At 57.9% G+C, this 18,114-nt stretch carries 18 protein-coding genes and 1 other annotated feature; of the genes, 14 read left to right on the top strand and 4 right to left on the bottom strand.

Going from position 1 to position 18,114, the window contains the following annotated elements; translation table 11 throughout:
* Positions 1-61 precede the first annotated feature (61 nt).
* The 7 genes from yidA (at position 62) to AC1VYI_RS24310 (ending at position 7,210) form a co-directional block, all read left to right on the top strand.
* Complete coding sequence (gene yidA, locus AC1VYI_RS24340; RefSeq protein WP_023309809.1) at positions 62-874, top strand: sugar-phosphatase; 813 nt, start codon at positions 62-64, stop codon at positions 872-874.
* Between the two features lie 226 nt (positions 875-1,100).
* Complete coding sequence (dgoR, locus tag AC1VYI_RS24335) at positions 1,101-1,790, top strand: D-galactonate utilization transcriptional regulator DgoR (protein ID WP_134866984.1); 690 nt, start codon at positions 1,101-1,103, stop codon at positions 1,788-1,790.
* Entirely contained in the window at positions 1,787-2,665 is an 879-nt protein-coding gene (locus tag AC1VYI_RS24330) for a 2-dehydro-3-deoxygalactonokinase (protein WP_134866983.1), read from the top strand. The genes dgoR and AC1VYI_RS24330 overlap by 4 nt, the downstream gene beginning before the upstream one ends.
* Complete coding sequence (locus AC1VYI_RS24325) at positions 2,649-3,266, top strand: 2-dehydro-3-deoxy-6-phosphogalactonate aldolase (protein WP_134866982.1); 618 nt, start codon at positions 2,649-2,651, stop codon at positions 3,264-3,266. Before AC1VYI_RS24330 ends, AC1VYI_RS24325 begins: the two co-directional genes overlap by 17 nt.
* Entirely contained in the window at positions 3,263-4,411 is a 1,149-nt protein-coding gene (dgoD, locus tag AC1VYI_RS24320) for a galactonate dehydratase (protein ID WP_134866981.1), read from the top strand. The genes AC1VYI_RS24325 and dgoD overlap by 4 nt, the downstream gene beginning before the upstream one ends.
* Before the next feature lie 180 nt (positions 4,412-4,591).
* Positions 4,592-5,929: an MFS transporter gene (locus AC1VYI_RS24315; protein WP_080298643.1), complete on the top strand. Its 1,338-nt coding sequence runs from the start codon at positions 4,592-4,594 to the stop codon at positions 5,927-5,929.
* Positions 5,930-5,980: 51 nt separating this feature from the next.
* A complete protein-coding gene (locus AC1VYI_RS24310) occupies positions 5,981-7,210 on the top strand; it encodes a YidR family protein (protein ID WP_226483378.1) in 1,230 nt (409 codons plus the stop codon).
* On the opposite strand, the gene AC1VYI_RS24305 is transcribed toward AC1VYI_RS24310, so the two are convergent.
* Positions 7,207-7,539, bottom strand: a complete 333-nt coding sequence (locus AC1VYI_RS24305; protein ID WP_024907391.1) for a YceK/YidQ family lipoprotein — start codon at positions 7,537-7,539, stop codon at positions 7,207-7,209. The two genes, AC1VYI_RS24310 and AC1VYI_RS24305, sit on opposite strands and share 4 nt — an antisense overlap.
* A gap of 248 nt (positions 7,540-7,787) precedes the next feature.
* Positions 7,788-7,859: a sequence feature (ROSE (Repression Of Heat Shock gene Expression) occurs in the 5'-region of heat shock genes and acts as an RNA thermometer to modulate expression.), on the top strand.
* Between AC1VYI_RS24305 and ibpA the strand changes: the two genes are divergently transcribed.
* The 3 genes from ibpA to AC1VYI_RS24290 all read left to right on the top strand — a co-directional run bounded on the left by ibpA (position 7,853) and on the right by AC1VYI_RS24290 (position 10,655).
* Positions 7,853-8,263, top strand: coding sequence for a small heat shock chaperone IbpA (gene ibpA / locus AC1VYI_RS24300; RefSeq protein WP_008500162.1), 411 nt, complete (start codon positions 7,853-7,855; stop codon positions 8,261-8,263). It overlaps the preceding feature by 7 nt.
* A gap of 136 nt (positions 8,264-8,399) precedes the next feature.
* Positions 8,400-8,828 (top strand): small heat shock chaperone IbpB, encoded by a 429-nt coding sequence (gene ibpB / locus AC1VYI_RS24295; RefSeq protein WP_023309816.1) that lies wholly within the window; start codon positions 8,400-8,402, stop codon positions 8,826-8,828.
* Between the two features lie 165 nt (positions 8,829-8,993).
* Positions 8,994-10,655 carry a putative transporter gene (locus AC1VYI_RS24290; RefSeq protein ID WP_023309817.1) on the top strand — a complete coding sequence of 554 codons (1,662 nt, stop codon included), beginning with the start codon at positions 8,994-8,996 and terminating at the stop codon, positions 10,653-10,655.
* On the opposite strand, the gene AC1VYI_RS24285 is transcribed toward AC1VYI_RS24290, so the two are convergent.
* The gene (locus AC1VYI_RS24285; RefSeq protein ID WP_023309818.1) at positions 10,623-11,369 is read right to left on the bottom strand and encodes a GntR family transcriptional regulator; all 747 of its coding nucleotides are present in this window, start codon (positions 11,367-11,369) and stop codon (positions 10,623-10,625) included. The two genes, AC1VYI_RS24290 and AC1VYI_RS24285, sit on opposite strands and share 33 nt — an antisense overlap.
* A 221-nt stretch (positions 11,370-11,590) precedes the next feature.
* On the opposite strand from AC1VYI_RS24285, the gene AC1VYI_RS24280 reads away from it, so the two are divergent.
* The 4 genes from AC1VYI_RS24280 (at position 11,591) to AC1VYI_RS24265 (ending at position 15,309) form a co-directional block, all read left to right on the top strand.
* The gene (locus AC1VYI_RS24280; protein ID WP_134866979.1) at positions 11,591-13,213 is read left to right on the top strand and encodes an alpha-glucoside-specific PTS transporter subunit IIBC; all 1,623 of its coding nucleotides are present in this window, start codon (positions 11,591-11,593) and stop codon (positions 13,211-13,213) included.
* The gene (locus AC1VYI_RS24275; protein WP_226483379.1) at positions 13,210-14,532 is read left to right on the top strand and encodes a 6-phospho-alpha-glucosidase; all 1,323 of its coding nucleotides are present in this window, start codon (positions 13,210-13,212) and stop codon (positions 14,530-14,532) included. Before AC1VYI_RS24280 ends, AC1VYI_RS24275 begins: the two co-directional genes overlap by 4 nt.
* A gap of 92 nt (positions 14,533-14,624) precedes the next feature.
* A complete protein-coding gene (locus AC1VYI_RS24270; RefSeq protein WP_023309821.1) occupies positions 14,625-14,972 on the top strand; it encodes a YidH family protein in 348 nt (115 codons plus the stop codon).
* Positions 14,962-15,309: a DUF202 domain-containing protein gene (locus tag AC1VYI_RS24265; RefSeq protein ID WP_023309822.1), complete on the top strand. Its 348-nt coding sequence runs from the start codon at positions 14,962-14,964 to the stop codon at positions 15,307-15,309. Before AC1VYI_RS24270 ends, AC1VYI_RS24265 begins: the two co-directional genes overlap by 11 nt.
* An 82-nt stretch (positions 15,310-15,391) precedes the next feature.
* Here the strand turns inward: AC1VYI_RS24265 and dsdA are convergent, their stop codons facing one another.
* Together dsdA and dsdX are read right to left on the bottom strand one after the other, a co-directional pair.
* On the bottom strand, positions 15,392-16,678 hold the full coding sequence (gene dsdA / locus AC1VYI_RS24260; RefSeq protein ID WP_045354657.1) for a D-serine ammonia-lyase: 1,287 nt from the start codon (positions 16,676-16,678) through the stop codon (positions 15,392-15,394).
* Between the two features lie 17 nt (positions 16,679-16,695).
* A complete protein-coding gene (gene dsdX, locus AC1VYI_RS24255; RefSeq protein ID WP_023309824.1) occupies positions 16,696-18,033 on the bottom strand; it encodes a D-serine transporter DsdX in 1,338 nt (445 codons plus the stop codon).
* Positions 18,034-18,114: the final 81 nt, after the last annotated feature.

Genomic DNA, 18,114 nt, shown 5'->3' with positions numbered 1-18,114 from the left:
TCTATTTTTGTGTGCTTAATCGCGTTAGCATGAGGCAGCACTCATTTATTCCGGGGAACTCATGGCTATCAAACTCATTGCAATCGACATGGACGGCACGCTGCTGCTGCCAGACCACACCATTTCTCCAGCCGTTAAAAACGCGATCGCCGCGGCGCGCGCAAAGGGCGTGAATGTGGTCCTGACCACGGGGCGTCCGTATGCGGGCGTACACAGCTATCTGAAAGAGCTGCACATGAATCAGCCGGGCGACTACTGCATCACCTATAACGGCGCGCTGGTGCAGAAAGCCGCTGACGGCAGTACGGTTGCGCAAACCGCGCTGAGCTACGATGACTATCTGTTCCTGGAAAAACTGTCCCGTGAAGTGGGTTCCCACTTCCACGCGCTCGATCGCAATACGCTCTATACCGCCAACCGCGATATCAGCTACTACACGGTACATGAATCCTACGTTGCGACCATTCCGCTGGTGTTCTGTGAAGCGGAGAAAATGGACCCGGCGACGCAGTTCCTGAAAGTAATGATGATCGACGAGCCAGAGATCCTGGATAAAGCGATTGCGCGCATTCCGGCGGAGGTAAAAGAGAAGTACACCGTGCTGAAAAGTGCGCCGTACTTCCTCGAAATCCTCGATAAACGCGTCAATAAAGGCACCGGTGTCAAATCACTGGCCGATGCGCTGGGTATTAAACAGGAAGAGATCATGGCGCTGGGCGACCAGGAAAATGACATCGCGATGATCGAATTCGCCGGTATGGGCGTGGCGATGGATAACGCCATTCCATCCGTGAAAGAAGTGGCCAACTTCGTGACAAAATCCAACCTGGAAGACGGCGTTGCTTACGCGATCGAGAAGTTTGTGCTGCAGTAACGCTTATTTTTAATCATCAGCCTCGGTTATCAACCGGGGCTTTTTTTTGCGCTGAATTTATTGAATTGTTCTTTTTGTGATCTTGATTGTAGTACAACATTAAATGATTGTACTACATTAAAGCCATGGCAAAGACGAACTCCCTCACGTTTGTACTGCAAAAGTGAGGTGAAATTCAGCGGTCGCGGTAAAGTAGTGATGGACATACAGAGCACAAGGACTCTCCATGACACTCAATAAAACCGATCGCATCGTCATCACGCTGGGCACCCAGATTGTGGGTGGCAAATACGTTCCCGGTTCGCCGCTGCCGGCAGAGGCCGAACTGTGTGAGGAGTTTGAAACCTCGCGCAACATCATCCGGGAAGTATTCCGCTCGCTGATGGCGAAGCGGCTGATTGAAATGAAGCGCTATCGCGGCGCGTTTGTTGCCCCGCGTAACCATTGGAACTACCTCGATACCGACGTGCTGCAGTGGGTGCTGGAAAATGACTACGACCCGCGGCTTATCGGCGCGATGAGCGAAGTCCGAAACCTGGTTGAACCGGCCATCGCCCGCTGGGCGGCGGAACGCGCAACTTCCGGCGATTTGGCCCAGATCGAGTCGGCTTTAAACGACATGATCGCCAATAACCAGAACCGGGAGGCGTTTAACGAGGCAGATATTCGCTACCACGAGGCGGTGCTGCAGTCGGTGCATAACCCGGTATTACAGCAGCTTAGCGTAGCGATCAGCTCGCTACAGCGAGCAGTATTTGAACGTACCTGGATGGGCGATGAGGCCAACATGCCGAAAACGCTCCAGGAACATAAAGCGCTGTTCGATGCGATAAGGCATCAGGACGGCGATGCGGCAGAGCAGGCGGCACTTACCATGATTGCCAGCTCGACACGAAGGCTGAAGGAAATCACATGACATCTCGCTACATCGCAATTGACTGGGGATCGACCAATCTGCGCGCCTGGCTGTATCAGGGCGAGCAGTGCCTGGAAAGCAGGCAATCAGAAGCAGGCGTGACGCGCCTGAACGGTAAATCCCCCGAGGCGGTGTTAGCAGAGGTCACACAACGCTGGCGCGACAGCACCACGCCGGTAGTGATGGCGGGTATGGTAGGCAGCAACGTAGGGTGGAAAATCGCCCCTTATTTGCCGGTTCCCGCCCATTTCTCCGCGATTGGCGAGCAGTTAACGTCCGTTGGCGACAATATCTGGATTATTCCCGGCTTGTGCGTTTCTCGCGACGACAACCACAACGTGATGCGCGGCGAAGAGACGCAGCTGCTTGGCGCGCGCGCGCTTTCTCCTTCTTCTGTCTACGTCATGCCCGGAACGCACTGCAAGTGGGTCCAGGCTGACGCTGAGCAAATCCACGACTTTCGCACCGTGATGACCGGCGAGCTGCACTATTTGCTGCTCAACCATTCGCTGGTTGGGGCCGGTTTACCTGAGCAGGAAGCCTCGGCAGAGGCGTTTGCTGCCGGGCTTGAACGTGGGATCGCTTCTCCTGATGTCTTGCCGCACCTTTTTGAGGTTCGCGCCTCGCACGTGCTGGGAAATCTCCCGCGCGAGCAGGTCAGCGAGTTTCTTTCCGGCCTGCTGATTGGCGCTGAGGTTGCCAGCATGCGTGATTTCATCGCGCACGAGCAGGCCATCACCATTGTCGCAGGCGCATCGCTGACGTCGCGCTACGAGCAGGCGTTTCGCGCCGTGGGGCGCGATGTTTTAACGATATCCGGCGACACGGCATTTCAGGCAGGAATAAGGAGCATCGCTCATGCAGTGGCAAACTGATCTTCCCCTTATCGCGATTTTGCGCGGCATCACGCCCGATGAGGCGTTAGCCCACGTCGGCGCGGTTATTGACGCCGGGTTCGACGCGGTGGAAATCCCGCTTAACTCTCCGGAGTGGGAAAAAAGCATTCCGGCCGTGGTGAAGGCCTTCGGCGATAAGGCGCTGATTGGCGCAGGCACCGTGTTACAGCCTGAGCAGGTGGATCGGCTGGCGAAAATGGGCTGCAGGCTAATCGTCACGCCCAATATTCAGCCAGAGGTGATCCGCCGCGCGGTGGGGCACGGCATGACCGTCTGTCCGGGCTGCGCCACCGCCACGGAGGCCTTTACTGCTCTCGAAGCAGGCGCACAGTCGCTCAAAATTTTCCCGTCATCGGCTTTTGGTCCGGACTACATCAAAGCGCTGAAAGCGGTATTGCCCGCCAGCGTGCCGGTCTTTGCCGTGGGCGGCGTAACGCCAGAAAACCTGGGCCAGTGGATGAGCGCTGGCTGTGTGGGCGCGGGGCTGGGCAGCGATCTTTATCGTGCCGGACAGTCCGTGGAGCGTACCGCACAGCAGGCGGCAGCATTTGTGAAAGCGTATCGAGAGGCAGTGAAATGAAAATAACCAAACTCACCACGTACCGTTTACCCCCGCGCTGGATGTTCCTGAAAATCGAAACCGATGAAGGGGTTGTGGGCTGGGGCGAACCGGTGATTGAAGGGCGGGCGCGTACCGTAGAAGCGGCGGTGCACGAGCTGGGTGAATACCTGATTGGTCAGGATCCGGCGCGCATTAACGACCTTTGGCAGGTGATGTACCGCGCGGGCTTCTACCGCGGGGGGCCGATCCTGATGAGCGCCATCGCCGGCATCGACCAGGCGCTGTGGGATATCAAAGGCAAAGTGCTGAACGCGCCGGTCTGGCAATTGATGGGCGGGCTGGTGCGCGACAAAATCAAAGCCTACAGCTGGGTCGGCGGTGACCGTCCTGCGGAAGTGATTGATGGCATCACGCAGCTGCGCAACATCGGCTTCGACACTTTCAAGCTCAACGGCTGCGAAGAGATGGGCATTATCGACAACTCGCGCTCGGTAGACCGGGCGGTGAATACCGTGGCGCAAATCCGTGAAGCCTTCGGCAACGAGATTGAGTTTGGCCTGGATTTCCACGGCCGCGTCAGCGCGCCGATGGCCAAAGTGCTAATCAAAGAGCTGGAGCCGTATCGTCCGCTGTTTATCGAAGAGCCGGTGTTGGCCGAGCAGGCCGAGTACTACCCGAAACTGGCTGAACAGACCCACATCCCTATCGCGGCGGGTGAACGTATGTTCTCGCGCTTCGAGTTTAAACGCGTGCTCGAAGCGGGCGGCATTGCCATTCTGCAGCCGGACCTCTCTCACGCGGGCGGCATCACCGAATGCTACAAAATTGCCGGGATGGCCGAAGCTTACGATGTGGCGCTGGCACCGCACTGCCCGCTCGGGCCGATCGCGCTGGCTGCCTGTTTGCACGTCGACTTTGTCTCCCGCAATGCGGTGTTCCAGGAACAGAGCATGGGGATTCACTATAACAAGGGCGCGGAACTGCTCGATTTTGTGAAAAATAAAGAAGACTTCTGCATGGAAGGCGGTTTCTTTAAACCGTTAACGAAGCCGGGCCTTGGCGTGGAAATTGACGAAGCCAAAGTCATTGAGCTGAGTAAAAATGCGCCAGACTGGCGTAACCCGCTGTGGCGTCATGAGGATGGCAGCGTAGCCGAATGGTAAATGCGCGTCATACTTCGCGCTGGTGATGCGTTGGCTGCGTTTTCTTACCCCGGTCACATACTTTTGTATGCTCCCGGGGATGCGAAAACTTGCCGCCTTCCCCCAGCACGAATTATTTAGCGCATTCTGTTTACGTTTTTAATTAAAAAAACCAAATACACCCTCTGTAAATTACAGGGCATGGTGAGCGGCTTCGCTATGCCCAAAATCTGGAGACAGATTGCGATGGATATTCCAGTTACCGCTACAAAAACCGGGCGTCGCCGCTACCTGACGCTGATTATGATCTTTATTACCGTGGTCATTTGCTATGTAGACCGCGCCAACCTTGCCGTGGCATCGGCCCATATCCAGGAAGAGTTTGGCATCACCAAAGCGGAAATGGGCTACGTCTTTTCGGCGTTTGCCTGGCTGTATACTTTATGTCAGATTCCGGGCGGCTGGTTCCTTGACCGCGTGGGTTCACGTCTGACCTATTTCATTGCCATTTTCGGCTGGTCAGTGGCGACCCTGTTCCAGGGCTTCGCGACCGGGCTGATGTCGCTGATTGGCCTGCGCGCCATCACCGGGGTGTTCGAAGCGCCCGCGTTTCCGACCAACAACCGTATGGTGACCAGCTGGTTCCCGGAACACGAGCGCGCTTCCGCCGTTGGCTTTTACACCTCCGGGCAGTTTGTCGGCCTGGCGTTCCTGACGCCGCTGCTGATCTGGATCCAGGAGCTGCTGAGCTGGCACTGGGTATTCATCGTCACGGGTGGGATTGGCATTATCTGGTCGCTGATCTGGTTCAAGGTTTACCAGCCGCCGCGTCTGACCAAAAGCATCACCAAAGCCGAGCTGGACTACATCCGCGACGGCGGTGGCCTGGTGGACGGCGATGCGCCGGTGAAAAAAGAGGCGCGCCAGCCGCTGACCAAAGCGGACTGGAAGCTGGTCTTCCATCGTAAGCTGGTGGGTGTTTATCTGGGCCAGTTCGCGGTGACCTCCACGCTGTGGTTCTTCCTCACCTGGTTCCCGAACTACCTGACCCAGGAGAAGGGGATCGCGGCGCTGCAGGCGGGCTTTATGACCACCGTGCCGTTTCTCGCGGCATTCTTCGGCGTGCTGCTCTCCGGCTGGCTGGCCGATAAGCTGGTAAAAAAAGGCTACTCGCTGGGCGTGGCGCGTAAAACGCCGATCATCTGCGGCTTGCTGATCTCAACCTGCATCATGGGTGCCAACTACACCAACGATCCGGTGTGGATTATGACCCTGATGGCGGTGGCGTTCTTCGGTAACGGTTTCGCCTCTATCACCTGGTCGCTGGTGTCGTCCCTTGCGCCGATGCGGCTGATTGGCCTGACCGGCGGCGTGTTCAACTTTGTCGGCGGGCTGGGTGGGATCACCGTACCGCTGGTCATCGGCTACCTGGCGCAGGACTACGGCTTCGGCCCGGCGCTGGTCTATATTTCTGCCGTGGCGCTGATCGGGGCACTCTCCTACATCCTGCTGGTGGGCGACGTGAAACGAGTAGGCTAATCTTTGCGGATGTTTTACCCTGATGCATTCACCGTGCATCAGGGTATCCTCATGAAACAAATCACCTTCGCTTCCCGCAACCACCAACTGACCAACATCAATACCTGGACGCCGGACAGCCAGTGGCTGGTCTACGACGTGCGCCCGTCCGGTGCGTCGTTCACCGGTGAAACCATCGAGCGGGTCAATGTCGCTACGGGTGAGGTAGAGGTGGTATATCGCGCCACTGACGGCGCGCATGTCGGCGTGGTGACCGTTCATCCTGCAGAAGAGAAATATGTCTTTATCCACGGCCCGAAAAACCCCGATGCGGACTGGCATTACGATTTTCATCATCGTCAGGGAGTGGTTGCGCAAAACGGTCAGGTGAGCAACCTGGACGCGATGGATATCACAGCGCCTTACACCGCAGGCGCGCTGCGCGGCGGCAGCCACGTCCATGTCTTCAGCCCAAACGGGCAGCTCGTCAGCTTTACCTATAACGACCATGTTCTGCACGAACGCGATCCTAAACTTGATTTACGCAACGTCGGCGTGGCTGCGCCTTACGGCCCGGTGAACCCGCGCGGGAACCATCCGCGCGAATATTCAGGTACATTCTGGAGCGTGCTGGTCAGCCGCACGACGCCCAACCCGCAGCCGGGCAGCGACGAGATTAACCGCGCCTACGAAGAGGGCTGGGTGGGCAACGACAGGCTGGCGTTCATCGGCGACACCCTGTCTGAGCAGGGTGAAAAAGTCCCGGAACTGTTTATCGTAAATCTGCCGGAAGACGAGCAGGGCTGGAAGCATGCGGGCGATGCGCCGCTACAGGGCACGACGGAGACCCTTCCAGCGCCGCCTGCGGGTGTGAAGCAGCGTCGTTTGACCTTTACGCATCAGAGGGCGTACCCGGGCCTGGTGAACGTGCCGCGTCACTGGGTTCGCTGTAACCCGCAGGGGACACGGATTGCGTTTCTGATGCGGGATGATAACGGCATTGTGCAGCTGTGGCTGATCTCTCCTGAGGGCGGCGAGCCGCGCCAGTTGACGCGTACCGGGAGCGATATTCAGTCTGCATTTAACTGGCATCCTTCCGGCGATCGTCTGGGGTTTGTGCTCGAAAATCGGATCGCCTACTGCGACGCACAGACCGGAGAGGTGACGTTTTTGACGTCCGATCACGGCAACCCGCCGTCTGCTGATGCGGTCGTGTTTTCCCCGGACGGGCGCGTTATTGCGTGGATGGAGGAGACAGCCGGTTTCCGTCAGCTTTGGGTGACGGAAACCGCGCAGTACTAGCGTGGAGGCATTTCAGCGGGCGGGATGACGGCGTTTGTCGCCAGATTTTCCTGCTCGCTTTTCTCTACACGCGAGCGTACGGAGTTGTCCTTACGAAACATATCCCACGGCAGCAGAAGCGTATCCGCCACGGCCGTAAACGGCATATCCAGGATAACCAGGGATTTGGTGCCCCAGTTTGTATCGTCATCGGAGATCATCGCCGCGCTGGCGCGCGTCCCCGGATATGTTCCTTCTTTACCGCCGGTGTGAGACATCACGCTCGAACACCCGCAAAGTAAAACTACCCCGCTGAACGTCGTCAGCTTTATCAGAACATTTTTCATCATCACTCAGTCATCGTTAATGGCACTGCATAGACCTGCAACTCAGGGTTATAGCGAGCCTTATCCAAAATGGATAGCCCTATAACCCCGCACTGTGGCAGCCATCGCAATTTAACCCTTTGTGCTGTTGTCCCAGTCTAAGCGAGATGCAGGAAAGTGCAAAAAAAAGTGCAGCTGTCGTTCTTGAAAAGCCCGATTGCAGACCCATTTTAAGAATGTGGCCCGATAAAGAACTCGCCTGATGGGTGTTCGGGGGCGCAAAGGCCTGTCCATGGTGGAAGGCAACAATTTCTCGCTGATTTCAGGAGTTTTATTTATGCGTAACTTCGATCTTTCTCCGCTATACCGTTCTGCAATTGGTTTTGACCGCCTGTTTAACCATTTAGAAAATAACCAAAGCCAGAGCAACGGCTACCCTCCATACAATGTTGAGCTGGTTGACGAAAACCACTACCGCATCGCCATTGCCGTCGCCGGTTTTGCAGAAAACGAACTGGAGATCACCGCGCAGGACAACCTGCTGGTGGTGAAAGGTTCCCATACGGCCGAGCAGAAAGAACGTACCTACCTTTATCAGGGCATCGCCGAGCGCAACTTTGAACGCAAATTCCAGTTAGCCGAGAACATTCACGTTAAAGGCGCGAACCTGGTTAACGGTCTGCTGTTTATCGAACTGGAACGTGTGATTCCGGAAGAGAAAAAACCGCGCCGTATCGAAATTAACTAATTACGCGGGTCGCGTGAGCGGCCCACCCGAACTTGCTTGCCGTAACGGGAGCATATGCGAATCCATCAGGATTTGCAGGAATAACTGTGCACAAAATTACACTGTGCCGAACTCGCTTCTCAGAAGGAGATTTAGTATGCGTAACTATGATTTATCCCCCCTGCTGCGTCAGTGGATTGGTTTTGACAAACTGGCTAACGCCCTGCAAAGCACCACCGAGCAACAGACGTTTCCGCCGTACAACATCGAAAAAAGCGACGATAACCACTATCGCATTACCCTTGCGCTGGCCGGTTTCCGCCAGGACGATCTGGACATCCAGCTTGAAGGCACTCGCCTGACCGTGAAGGGGTCGCCGGAAAAACAAGAGACCGAGACCAAATGGCTGCATCAGGGGTTGGTTAATCAGCCGTTTAGCCTGAGCTTTACCCTGGCAGACCATATGGAAGTGTCCGGCGCAACGTTTACCAACGGTCTGCTGCATATCGACCTGATCCGCAACGTGCCGGAAGCCATCGCGCCGCAGCGTATCGCCATTAGCGAGCGGCCGGCGTTGAACAGTTAGCACTGTGCGGGCTGATGCCCTCACCCTGGCCCTCTCCCTGTGGGAGAGGGTGAAAAGATAAAGCCCTGCCCCGGCAGGGCTTTTTTGTGCGCCATCACCCATACAACCGCCCCCGGCTCTGAGAGAATCCTTAGCATAACTAAGGTTATGCTAAGGGAGTGGGTCATGAGTGATATCGCGTTAACCGTCAGCGTGTTGGCCCTGGTCGCTGTTGTTGGCCTGTGGATAGGTAATATCAAAATCCGCGGCGTCGGGTTTGGGATAGGCGGGGTACTGTTTGGCGGCATTTTTGTCGGGCACTTCGCCGACAAGCTCGGGCTGGTCCTCAGCGCCGAAATGCTCCACTTTACCCAGGAGTTCGGCCTGATCCTCTTCGTTTATACCATCGGTATTCAGGTGGGACCGGGCTTTTTCGCCTCACTTCGGGTCTCCGGATTACGGCTCAACCTGTTTGCCCTCGGCATTGTGGTAATGGGCGGGCTGGTCACCGCAATTCTGCACAAAATCTTCGATATCCCGCTCCCCGTGGTGCTGGGCATTTTCTCCGGGGCGGTTACCAACACGCCTGCGCTCGGTGCCGGGCAGCAAATCCTGCGCGATTTGGGTATTGAACCCGGCATTGTCGACCAGATGGGGATGAGCTACGCCATGGCCTATCCGTTTGGGATTTGCGGCATTCTGCTTTCCATGTGGCTGGTGCGCGTCCTGTTTCGCATTAACGTCGACAAAGAGGCGAAGGACCATGAAACCACGCTCACCAACGGCCATATGCCGATCAAAACCATCAACATTCGGGTCGATAACCCCAACCTGAACAATATGGCGATTCAGGACGTGCCGATTCTGAACAGCGCCAATATCATATGCTCCCGCCTCAAGCGTGACGATATGCTGATGGTGCCTGCCCCCGGCACCGTCATTCAGCAGGGCGATCTGCTGCACCTGGTCGGCCAGCCCGGAGATTTAAACAACGCGCGGCTGGTGATTGGCCAGGAAGTGGATACTTCGCTCTCAACCCGCGGCACCGATATGCGCGTGGAACGCGTTGTGGTGACTAACGAACACGTTCTTGGCAAGAAAATACGCGATCTGCAGGTAAAAGAGCGCTATGACGTGGTGATCTCTCGCCTTAACCGTGCGGGTGTTGAACTGGTCGCCAGCCCGGAGGCCAGCCTGCAGTTCGGGGATATCCTCAACCTGGTCGGGCGCCCGTCGTCCATCGACGCCGTGGCGGATATGGTGGGTAACGCCCAGCAAAAGCTGCAGCAGGTGCAGATGCTGCCGGTGTTTATCGGTATCGGGCTCGGCGTGCTGCTCGGTTCTATTCCTGTGTACGTGCCGGGCTTCCCGGTGGCGCTCAAGCTGGGCCTGGCGGGTGGACCGCTGATTATGGCGCTGATCCTCGGGCGTATCGGCTGTATCGGGAAGCTTTACTGGTTTATGCCACCGAGCGCCAACCTGGCGCTGCGCGAGCTGGGTATCGTGCTGTTCCTGGCGGTGGTCGGCCTGAAGTCCGGCGGGGATTTTGTCGATACCCTGGTCAAGGGCGAAGGGATGAGCTGGGTAGGCTACGGTATCTTTATCACGGCGATCCCGCTGCTGACGGTGGGAATACTGGCGCGGATGTTCGCCAAAATGAACTACCTGACGCTGTGCGGGATGCTGGCGGGCTCCATGACCGATCCGCCCGCGCTGGCTTTTGCCAACAACCTGCACGCCACCAGCGGTGCGGCTGCGCTCTCCTATGCCACCGTCTATCCGCTGGTGATGTTCCTGCGCATCATCACCCCGCAGCTACTGGCGGTGCTGTTCTGGGGAATGGGCTAGCAGGTCGTCCGGGTGGATGCGCCGCAGATGGTAGTCCACCTGGTAATCACTGGTATTTCGGAACATTACGGAATAATTGAGGAACTCGCCGCTGTCGCTGTAGGAGAGAGAAGTAATTCGCAGCAGCGGCGTCTGTTCCGGCAGGTTCATATAACCGGCCAGCGTTTTATCTGCCAGCACCGGCGTCAGGCTCTCGTAGTTGCCGCTGATGGTGATCCCGCACTCCTTCTCGATGTAATCAAACTTTGACCCCTCAAGATGCGCCAGCGACAGATTGCGGAACAGCTTCACCGGCATAAAGCTGTCCTCCAGCATCAGCGGCTTCCCGTCCACGTAGCGCACCCGCCGGGAAAAGTAGATCCGCTCATCCACCTGAATCCGCAGCTGGCTGGCGATAGCGGGCGGGGCGGGCATCACTTCAAACTGTAAGACCTTACTCTGCACCTCTTTTCCCTGCTGCCGCAGCACCTCCACCAGCCCGGTCAGGTTGGTGGTTTCGTGGTGAACGTCTTTGCGCGAGACAAAGGTTCCGCTGCCGTGCCGCCGCTCAACCAGCCCCCAGCTCACCAGCAGATCGAGCGCCTTGCGGATGGTCATTCGCGCCACGCCGAACTCCTGCGCCAGCGCCTTTTCGCCGGGCAGCGGGCTGCCGATGTTGTAGTCCGACGAATTCAGCCGCAGCCGCAATCTGTCGGCGATAGATTTGTAGATCACCAGTAGACCTCTCTGCCCTTATCAGGTCGTGGATTGTGTCCTGACATGTCCATATTTACGCCAAAAAGTAGACCTGATTGGTCAAAATAAAACCATGAATGCGATCACGAATCGCAGCGGCACGCCATGTTCGCGCATCAGTAAGTTCTTATGCTCACCTCAGGCCAGCAAAAAACCATAAAGGCCTCTACCCCTACAGGTTGTTTCATGAGGATTTAAAAATGCTCAGTCAAATACAACGTTTTGGCGGTGCCATGTTTACCCCGGTGTTGCTGTTTCCGTTCGCCGGGATCGTGGTGGGAATCGCCATCATGCTTCGCAACCCGCTGTTTGTCGGCGAAGCGCTAACGGCCCCCGATCATCTTTTCGCGCAGATTGTTCACATCATTGAAGAGGGCGGATGGGCGGTGTTTCGCAATATGCCGCTGATTTTTGCCGTTGGCTTACCGATTGGCCTGGCGAAGCAGGCGCAGGGCCGCGCCTGTCTGGCGGTGCTGATAAGCTTTCTGACCTGGAACTACTTCATCAACGCGATGGGGATGACCTGGGGCCACTTCTTCGGCGTCGACTTCTCCGCCGAGCCGACGGCGGGAAGCGGGCTGGCGATGATTGCCGGCATCAAAACGCTCGATACCAGCATCATCGGCGCCATTGTGATTTCAGGCATCGTCACCGCCATCCACAACCGCTACTTCGACAAGCCGCTGCCGGTCTTTCTGGGGATTTTCCAGGGCAGCTCGTTTGTCGTTATCCTCGCGTTCTTCGTCATGATCCCCTGCGCCTGGCTGACGCTGCTGGGCTGGCCGAAAGTGCAGATGGGCATTGAGTCCCTGCAGGCGTTCCTGCGCTCCGCCGGTGCGCTGGGCGTGTGGGTGTATACCTTCCTGGAACGCATTCTGATCCCAACCGGATTGCACCACTTCGTCTACGGTCCGTTCATCTTCGGTCCGGCGGCGGTGGAAGGCGGGATTCAGGTCTACTGGGCACAGCACCTGCAGGAGTTCAGCCAGAGCACCCTGCCGCTGAAAACCCTCTTCCCGGAAGGCGGGTTCGCGCTGCACGGCAACTCTAAAGTGTTTGGCTCGGTCGGGATTGCGTTCGCTATCTGGTACACCGCGTCGCCGGAAAACCGCGTCAAGGTGGCGGGGCTGCTGGTGCCGGCCACGCTCACCGCCGTGCTGGTGGGCATCACGGAACCTCTTGAGTTCACCTTCCTGTTTATCTCGCCGCTGCTGTTTGCCGTCCATGCGGTGCTGGCGGCGACTATGGCAACGGTGATGTACGCCTTTGGCGTGGTCGGGAACATGGGCGGCGGCCTGCTGGACCAGTTCCTGCCGCAAAACTGGATCCCAATGTTTCATAACCACGCCTCGACGGTATTCACCCAGATCGGCATCGGCGTCTGCTTCACCGGCATCTACTTCGCGGTCTTCAAAACGCTGATCGAACGTCTGAACCTGAAAACGCCGGGCCGGGAAGAGAGCGAAATCAAACTCTACAGCAAGGCCGACTATAAGGCGGCGCGCGGGCAAACCACCGTCCCGGCCGCGGCCAGCCAGCAGGTAGGGCAGGCCGCCGGATTCCTGCAGGCGCTCGGCGGCGCGGCCAACATCGAAAGCATCAACAACTGCGCCACCCGCTTGCGCATTGCGCTGGTGGATATGGCGAAAACCCAAAGCGATGACGTCTTCAAAGCCCTCGGCGCCCACGGCGTGGTGCGACGCGGCAACGGCATTCAGGTGATTGTCGGCCTGCACGTTCCTCAGGTGCGCGACCAGCTGGAATCGTTGATGAAAACTCCTTTAACAAATGAACAAACCACCCTGACAGAGGCTATATCATGAAAAAATTCTCAGTTGTCATTGCAGGCGGCGGCAGCACCTTTACGCCTGGTATCGTCCTGATGCTGTTAGCCAACCGTGACCGTTTCCCGCTGCGCGCGCTGAAGTTCTATGACAACGACGGCGCACGTCAGGAAACCATCGCCGAAGCGTGCAAAATCATCCTCAGGGAGCAGGCGCCGGAGATTGAATTCAGCTACACCACCGATCCTAAAGCGGCGTTTAGCGATGTGGATTTCGTGATGGCGCATATCCGCGTGGGCAAATACCCGATGCGCGAAAAAGATGAAAAAATCCCGCTGCGCCACGGCGTGCTGGGCCAGGAAACCTGCGGACCGGGCGGCATCTCCTACGGCATGCGCTCGATCGGCGGCGTGCTGGAGCTGGTGGATTATATGCAGCAGTACTCCCCGAACGCGTGGATGCTGAACTACTCCAACCCGGCGGCGATTGTCGCGGAAGCCACGCGTCGCCTGCGTCCGAACGCCAAAATCCTCAACATCTGCGATATGCCGATCGGCATTGAAGGGCGCATGGCGCAGATTGTCGGCCTGAAAAACCGCAAAGAGATGCGCGTGCGCTACTACGGTCTGAACCACTTCGGCTGGTGGACGTCGATTGAAGATCTCAACGGCAACGATCTGATGCCGAAACTGCGCGAATACGTGGCGAAAAACGGCTATGTGCCGCCTTCGGAAGATGCGCATACCGAAGCGAGCTGGAACGATACCTTTGCCAAAGCCAGAGACGTGCAGGCGCTGGATCCGGACACCATGCCGAACACCTACCTGAAGTATTACCTGTTCCCGGACTACGTGGTCGCGCACTCTAACCCGGAACGTACCCGCGCCAATGAGGTCATGGATCACCGTGAGAAGCACGTGTTCAGCGCCTGCCGGGCGATTATCGAAGCCGGTCACTCCGCCGCCGGTGATCTGGAAATCGACGAACATGCGTCGTACATCGTCGATCTGGCGACGGCGATTGCCTTCAACACCCAGGAGCGGATGCTGCTGATTGTGCCTAACAACGGGGCCATCCATAACTTTGATGCCGACGCGATGGTGGAGATCCCGTGCATGGTAGGCCATAACGGGCCGGAGCCGCTCACGGTGGGCGATATTCCGCACTTCCAGAAAGGGCTGATGAGCCAGCAGGTGGCGGTGGAAAAACTGGTGGTGGATGCCTGGGAGCAGCGCTCGTACCAGAAACTCTGGCAGGCGATCACCCTGTCGAAAACCGTGCCGAGCGCGTCCGTCGCGAAAGCGATTCTGGATGACCTGATCGCGGCCAATAAGGACTACTGGCCAGAGCTGCACTAATCGTCCTGACCGGCATCGCCCGATGCCGGTCTCCTTGTCCTTGTCGATTTACGCTATGCTGAAGCCTGCCTGGAGCACGACAAGGAACCCTCATGAAAATTTCCCGCCTCGGCGAAGCGCCGGACTACCGCTTCTCTCTGGCTAATGAACGCACTTTTTTAGCGTGGATCCGCACCGCGCTGGGCTTTCTTGCCGCAGGGGTGGGTCTCGATCAGCTCGCGCCCGATTTCGCCACGCCGCTGATTCGCGAAGTGCTGGCGCTACTGCTGTGCCTGTTTGCGGGCGTGCTGGCGATTTACGGCTACCTGCGCTGGCTGCGCAATGAGAAGGCGATGCGTCTGAAGCAGGATCTGCCCTATACGCGCGGGCTGCTGATTATCAGCACGATTCTGCTGACGGTGGCGGGCGTGGTGATGGTGCTGGTGTTCTATGGCGGATAGCCGCAAAGCGCGGCGCGAAGCGGACCCCGGCCTGCAGCCGGAGCGGACGTCGCTCGCCTGGCTGCGCACGCTGCTGGGGTATGGCGCGCTGATTGCCCTGGCGATCAAGCACAACTGGCACCGCACAGGGGTGCCATTCTGGATTTCCATTATTGTGCTGGCGCTGGTGGCCATTATTTTATGGCGCTATACCCGCAGCCGTAACCTGATGGACGTGGCGCAGAACGATTTTGTACAGCCGAAAGCGGTGCGGGATAAGTTCCTGATCGCGCTCGCTGTTCTCTCGCTGTCGCTGCTGTTTGCGGTAACCCATATTCAGCAAATTTTGAGCCTGTAAGCCCGGTGGCGGCTACGCCTTACCGGGCCTGCAACTGCCGCGAACCGTAGGCTGGGTAAGGCGCAGCCGCCACCCGGCATAATTACTTCCCTTTCGCCAGATACTTCGCCATCTCGTCTTCCGGCACCATCCCGCCGCCGGTCGCCCACACCAGGTGGGTAACGTTGGTATGCGAATGAACGCGCACTGGACCGGCCATCCCCGCCAGCGCCGACGGCTCCAGGCGAATGCCTTCCTCCTGCGCCAGCCAGCCGAGCATGTCGTACATGCTCTGATCGGAGAGCGTATAGAACCCGTCGAGCAGGCGCTCCATCGCGCGGCCCACGAAGCCAGAGGCGCGCCCTACCGCCAGACCGTCCGCCGCCGTCACGTTATCAATGCCCAGATCCTGCACCGCGATCTCATCGTGCAGGCCGGTGTAGACGCCGAGCAGCATGCACGGGGAGTGCGTTGGCTCCGCGAAGAAGCAGTGGACGTTATCGCCAAAGGCCAGCTTCAGGCCAAACGCCACGCCGCCGGGGCCGCCGCCGACGCCGCACGGCAGGTAGACGTACAGGGGATGATCGGCATCCACCACGCGGCCCTGTTCGGCAAACTGCGCCTTCAGCCGCTCGCCTGCAACGGCGTAGCCCAGGAAAAGGGTGCGGGAGTTTTCATCGTCAATGAAGAAACAGTTCGGATCGCTTTCCGCCGCTTTTCGTCCCTGCTCCACCGCCACGCCGTAATCCTGCTCATATTCCACGACGATGACGCCGTGGCTGCGCAGTTTGGCTTTCTTCCACTCGCGGGCGTCGGCAGACATATGCACCGTCACCTTAAAGCCGATGCGGGCGCTCATAATGCCGATGGACATCCCAAGGTTGCCGGTTGAGCCTACCGCAATGCTGTACTGGCTGAAAAAGTCCTTAAAGCGCGGTTCCAGCAGAACGCTGTAGTCGTCTTCAACGCTCAGCAACCCGGCTTCCAGCGCCAGTTTTTCCGCATGGGTCAGCACCTCATAGATGCCGCCGCGCGCTTTAATCGAGCCGGAAATCGGCAGATGGCTGTCTTTTTTCAGCAGCAGCGTGCCGGGAATAGACTTCGCAGATTCTTTCTCCAGCCGCTTTTGCATCGCCGGGATGGCAACCAGTTCGGATTCGATAATCCCGCCCGTTGCCGCCGTTTCCGGGAAGGCTTTCGCAAGGTACGGCGCGAAGCGGTTGAGGCGCGCGTGCGCGTCGTCCACGTCGGCTTTGGTCAGCCCGACGTACGGCAACCCTTCTGCAAGCGTCGTGGTGCGCGGGTTAAGCCAGGTGGTTTCTTTCAGAGCAATCAGATCCTCAACCAGAGGAAACTGTGCGGTTAAAGTAGTGATAGTTGCGTTTTCCATAATACGTCTCTTCGCGCTCAGATAATGAAGGAAAGCAGGAATGTGCCGCCAAGTGCAAGCACCGAGGCGATAAACGTCGCCGTCGTATAGTATTTGAAGGTCTCGTTCAGGGTAGCGCCGCAGTATTGCTTCACCAGCCAGAAGAGAGAATCGGTCACGATCGTGCAGCCAATGGCACCGGAACCGATGGCAATGGTGATGATCTCCGGGCTCACGTTCGGGTAGAGCGGCAGCATCGGCGCGACTATCGCCGTGGCGCCCATCATCGCCACCGTCGCGGAGCCGACGGCGGCATGCAGCACCAGCGCCACCAGCCAGGCGAGCAGGATAGGGTGCATGTGCAGGTTCGAGAGAATATGCGCCAGCGAGTCCGCCAGTCCGCTGGTTTTCAGGATGGCGTTAAACGCGCCGCCCGCGCCGATAATCAGCAAAATGTTGGCGATAGAGCCGAAGCCGTGCTCGGTATGCGTCAGCATCGTGCCCATGCCCATATGCTGGCGTATCCCCAGCAGGTAGTAGGCGACAAACACGGCGATAAACATCGCGGTGATCGGGTTGCCGATAAACTCCAGCAGCGTATACAGCGTGCCTTCTTTCGCCATATTCAGCTCGGCGATGGTTTTCACCAGCATCAGGGCAATCGGCAGCAGCACCGTGAACAGCGTGGCGCCCAGCGACGGTAGGGTGTGCTCTTCCCGCACCTTCAGGTCTGAAAATTCCGCCGGAACCGGTTTAAACGGCAGACGATTGCCGAGCAGTTTCAGGAACAGCGGGCCGCCGACCAGCGAGGCCATCAGGCCCACCATCAAACCGTAGACAATGACCGTTCCGACGTCCGCGCCTAATTTATTGGTCACAAACAGCGCGGCCGGATGCGGCGGCACTACGCAATGCACCGCCATCAGCGCGGTACAGAGCGGAATGGCCAGCTTGAGCAGCGACGTGTTGGTCTTTTTGGCGATGGAAAACGCCAGCGGGATCAGCAGTACCACGCCCACTTCCACAAACAGCGTAATGCCGCAGATAAGGCCTACCAGCACCATAATCACGTCCGCCGACAGCCAGCGGCAGCGCTGCAGTGCGATCCCGATGCGCTCTGCCGCGCCGGAGACTTCCATCATCTTGCCGAGAATGGTGCCCAGACCAATCACCGCCGCCAGGAAGCCCAGCGTACCGCCAATTCCGCTCTCGATGGCGTTCACCATATCCAGCGGGCTCATCCCCATCATCGCGCCGACGAAAAAGCTCGCCAGCAGCAGCGCAAGGAACGGGTGAAACTTCAGTTTTACGATGGTTAAAACAATCAACACAATGCTGACCAGCAGCGTTGCCACAACCCAGACCTGAGATCCCATATCTCACCTCACCCTTATGTCATCTGTGGGTATTGGACGAAAAAACGGCGTGGGCTGACAAACGATATAAATTGGCGTTCA

This window comes from Enterobacter sp. QK-SA4 (assembly GCF_056856775.1).
Note: the sequence above shows the minus strand (reverse complement) of the source record. Positions and strands in the feature narration are given on the sequence as shown.